The following is a 3,967-nucleotide window of genomic DNA, read 5'->3' on the forward strand; positions in this document are numbered from 1 at the left end:
GACCCCGGCCATCTCCTCAGGTGTCACACCACCCCAACGACCCTCACGGACCAGCGGACACGCCACCCAGAGTGAAACTGACCAAGCCCTACTAGGGACAGACGAGATTGCACGCCTGCGCGACCTTGACTACCCACGCGTCGAAGGAGAAGGAAAGCCAGTACAGCTAGGGAGCTCTGTCCACCAGCGTGACCTCAAGGGGTCCTCTGCTCTCCCCTCAACGTGACGGCCTCGGCAGCGGTCCAACTTCGATGGCAATCGGTCCAAGTTCCCTGTCACCGGACACCGACGGCTGCGGGTCCTGCCCGCACCTGTGAGGCCTATGAGGCTCACAGCCCATTCCCCCGGTGAATAGGTGAACTGTGAGGCTGTGAGGGGGCCCGTGACACTGTCGGCTTCCGCCGCCGTGTTCGCCCTGCCCTCCATGTCACCAAGGACGCCGCGCCGCCCCTCGTGCGGGTGAATCCCTCGCCCGCGGCTCCCCTCGGTTCCCTCGTGAGGGTGACGGGATGTCAGTGCTGCTGCCTACCGTCCAAACCGTGACAACCCCGAAGCGCCTCGATGGCGCTCGCTGCCCAAGGCGGTGTTCATGAGCCTGACGTCAGGTATCCACTGTCCGCGCACCCCACTGCGCCGCTTCCTTGACCGTGAACTGTCGGCCGGCGCCCACCTGTTGCGCAAGAACTATCGAGCCCGGCATCACGACGACCAGCTCCTGCTGCCCGGCCGGGGCGTGGGTACGGAGGCCGGCACCGTCGGCACAGCGATCGACTACCGGCTGCGCCTGGCCGTCACCACCGTCAAGCCCGTCGACCCGGTCGCGATCCTCGGCATGCTGCACCTCAGCACGGAGGGCACCGGTCAGACGATGCGCGCCGTGGGCAAGGAACTCGCCGACCGGCTCAAGGAGACCGTGCTCCGCCTGGAGCTCGACAACCGAGACCTGCCCATGGACCGGGACCAAGACGAAGAGGAGGACCTGGCCCGCCTGCTGATCGCCGCGGCCTGGTACCAGGTCAACTACCGCAACGCGTACGGGTTCGCGTACACCCCGCTGGCCATCACCGCCCGCGAGGACCCGGGCGCCTTCACCCTCGAACGGCTTCTCCAGCTGCCGCACCGCGACATGGTGGCTGACGTCGTCGCCCAGCTCTACAAGGCCGCCGACGGCCCCCTGAAGGTCCTGCGCGACCGTTCCCGGCCCGAGGACTGCACGCCCGGCCCCACGTTCTCCACCGCTTACCTCGCCGCGGACGCCGACCTCGCCGTCGACGGACTGCTGCTCGACTTCAAGAGCACCCGCGCCACCCGCACCCTCCGCCAGGCCGAAGCGTGGCAGCTGGCCGGCTACCTGCTGCTCGACACTGAGGACCGCTACCGGATCGACACCGTCGGCCTGTACCTGACGCGCTCCGGCACCTTCGCCAGCTGGCCGGTAGAGGAGTACCTCGAGCTGCTCGGGGCCTGCCGCCGCGACCTCACCGTCTTCCGCGCCGCGTTCACCGAGCTCATAGAGGGCTGCACCTCCGACGACGTGCCGCAGGGGACGGAGGAGGAAGACCAGGTTCGCCGACTGCTGCAGCGCCTGGCACCCGTCGCCGACCCGGGCCACTGCAAGGTCTGCACCCAGCCCTGCCCCGGCTCCGGACGCCGGCCCCGGGAGTTCTGCTCATCCTGGTGTCGCGCCCGCGCCCAAGTACTGCACCGCCGCGGACTGCTGCCCGGTGGCCCGGTGCCACTGCTCCCTGCCCCGCGCAAGGAGCGCCTGGACCTCCCCGACGACGCGGAGATTGTGAGCCTCACAGCTCGAATCCCCAGGTAGACCGGCTCCTCTGTGAGGCTGTGAGGGGTGAGAAGTGCAGCAGCCGCAGGCCTTCGGCCTGTCCCAGCGCGCCCTGATCGACGTCTCCAGCCGCAGCAGCGACGTCGCGGACTGATCCCCGCCGCCTCGCCACACTCGCCCACAGCGGCCTCCAGGCCCTCGACACGGCCACGGTGTGCGCCGTGGTCCGCCAGGCCGTCCGCGACGTCCATCGGTGAGCCGGACTCCATTGACTACCGCCTCACCTCCGACCGAGAGCACGCCGACTGGACCCGGGCCGTGACCGTGGCCTGCGGCTCCTGCTGTACCCGCTCGGAGATCACCCACGCCGACGCTCTGGACCGCGACGGCCAGCACACCTGCTCTCGCTGCGGCCACCACACCGCCTGCCCCGGCCAGGCCGATCGGGTCATCTGCTGGGGCTGCGGTCTCAACGAACTCGGCCCCGCAGCCGTCGGCGCCCGCGCCGGCCACCTCCGCGACGTCGAACGGGCTGCCGACCAATGGGCCACCGCCCGCGTACGCGTGGCCAAAGAGGATGCCCGTAAGCGCGGAACCCTGCCCCACTGGGCCTCGTGGCCGGCCTGACCACGAAATGTGAAAGCCCCCCCGCCAAGTTCCTGGCAGGGGAGGCTTTCATGAGCGGGGGACCTTGAGCCCTCAGTCGCTGCCGTCCCCGTCGTCGGTCTGGTCTTCGCCGTCCTCGGGCCGGCGGCCGTACTTGTCCCATGCGGAGCCCGCGGCGAGCATCGCGACTCCCGCGTACGGTGCCAACTCCGATCCCTTGCCCAGCAGCTCGTCCGCGGTGTCCGACGTGAACGACGCCTGCATCAGCGCCACGATCACCAGCAGGCCGACGAAGTACACGAACACGGCTCGCTGCATTTTGCGCGGGATCACGCCCGCCTGCGACGCTTCGAACTCGCGGATCGTCTCCTGAAGGCTCGACACCATCTCTTCCGGGACTTCGCTGGCCGAGTCTGAGGTGGCCTGCTCGAACGTTTCCTCCAGTACGTTGGCGGCCGTTCGCCGGTCGTCCTCGTCAAGCTGCTGCCAGGCTGCCCATTGGCCGAGCGCACGGTCCAGCTCCCTAGTGTCGAACCGCAGCCGCGAGAGGGCTACCGGCACGAGCTTCTCCGCCCACGACCGGTTGAGGGTGTCCTGCAAGTCCCGTACTGCCTGCTCCCGCATCGCCTGTCCCGGGGCTAGGGCCGCGGCGACCTGCTCGGCCAGGTGCTGCCCAATGAACCGCTGGTGGCGTTCCATCGCGTCGCTCACACGGATGTGCTGCGCGGCCGCAATCCGGTTCAGGGCCTCCTGTACGGAGGGCTGAACGGAGTGAGTGGCCAGGTTGCGGACAGCCGCGAGCAGAGAAGGGGGGAGTTGAGGCGTCGACATGACGATCACACTGCCATAGGGCCAGCGTGCCAGGGGGAGGGGAGCTGCAATCCTCAGAGCGGGGGCGACGCACAGGTGGGGGAGCTCAGCGGGCTGGAGGTCGGGACGGGCACGGTGGTGATGGTCCTTTTGCGTTCCGCACGCGGCGTGTACCTGCCCGCGCAGGCCATTAAAGGGGATGCCGCCCGGCCGGATATCGAAACCGCACACAATGGCGGCAACGGCCTCGATCTGAAAATGAAAGTCCGGCACGGTGAGGGTGGCCAGGGGATGTGGTGTCTGATTCCAGACTCTACACAGTCAAGTCACGTGATGCATAACTCGCGCGCCATGTTCCCGCCCCTGGGTGATACATGGCTGAATCTCGCCCCGACACGGCGGGTTTGTGGTGTATGTTGGCGGGGTGGTTTTGAGGGTGGGGAAGGGGTTCGGGTGGAGCGCAGCGGAGCCCATCACTGCGGTGGGGCCGGCACCCCGTCAGGCCGATAGCCCGTCACTTCCGTTGTGGGGGTGGTGGCTGGGAATCCCAAGTTCTACACAGGCGCGAGCGTGATACACCTCCTCTTGCTGCCAGCCCCGGCACCCGCGCTTGCGCGGGTGCCCTCAATTCGCGCTTGCGCGAATTGACACCCTGTCGTAATTCCGTTTACGGAATCTCATTCTGGCGCTTGCGCCGGAATGCGAATTGCGCTTGCGCAAGTCGCGCTCTATGCCCCGGCCTGCCGGGGCATATCCCGCTCCGCGGGG

At 68.2% G+C, this 3,967-nt stretch carries 3 protein-coding genes; 2 read left to right on the plus strand and 1 reads right to left on the minus strand.

The genetic code is table 11. The features are described 5' to 3' along the window. The first annotated feature begins 589 nt into the window (after positions 1 to 589). Positions 590 to 1,822, plus strand: coding sequence for a hypothetical protein (locus tag ACZ39I_RS41730; protein WP_467250966.1), 1,233 nt, complete (start codon positions 590 to 592; stop codon positions 1,820 to 1,822). 279 nt (positions 1,823 to 2,101) lie between these two features. Next, positions 2,102 to 2,410: a hypothetical protein gene (locus ACZ39I_RS41735; RefSeq protein ID WP_467250967.1), complete on the plus strand. Its 309-nt coding sequence runs from the start codon at positions 2,102 to 2,104 to the stop codon at positions 2,408 to 2,410. Between the two features lie 72 nt (positions 2,411 to 2,482). Here the strand turns inward: ACZ39I_RS41735 and ACZ39I_RS41740 are convergent, their stop codons facing one another. After that, a complete protein-coding gene (locus ACZ39I_RS41740; RefSeq protein ID WP_467250969.1) occupies positions 2,483 to 3,472 on the minus strand; it encodes a hypothetical protein in 990 nt (329 codons plus the stop codon). Positions 3,473 to 3,967 lie beyond the last annotated feature (495 nt).

The sequence above is a fragment of the Streptomyces sp. NPDC024687 genome (assembly GCF_055559055.1).

Excerpts from the sequence above, each read along its gene's own strand:
- ACZ39I_RS41730 (WP_467250966.1), top strand. The coding sequence starts at position 590 with ATGAGCCTGACGTCAGGTATCCACTGTCCGCGCACCCCACTGCGCCGC.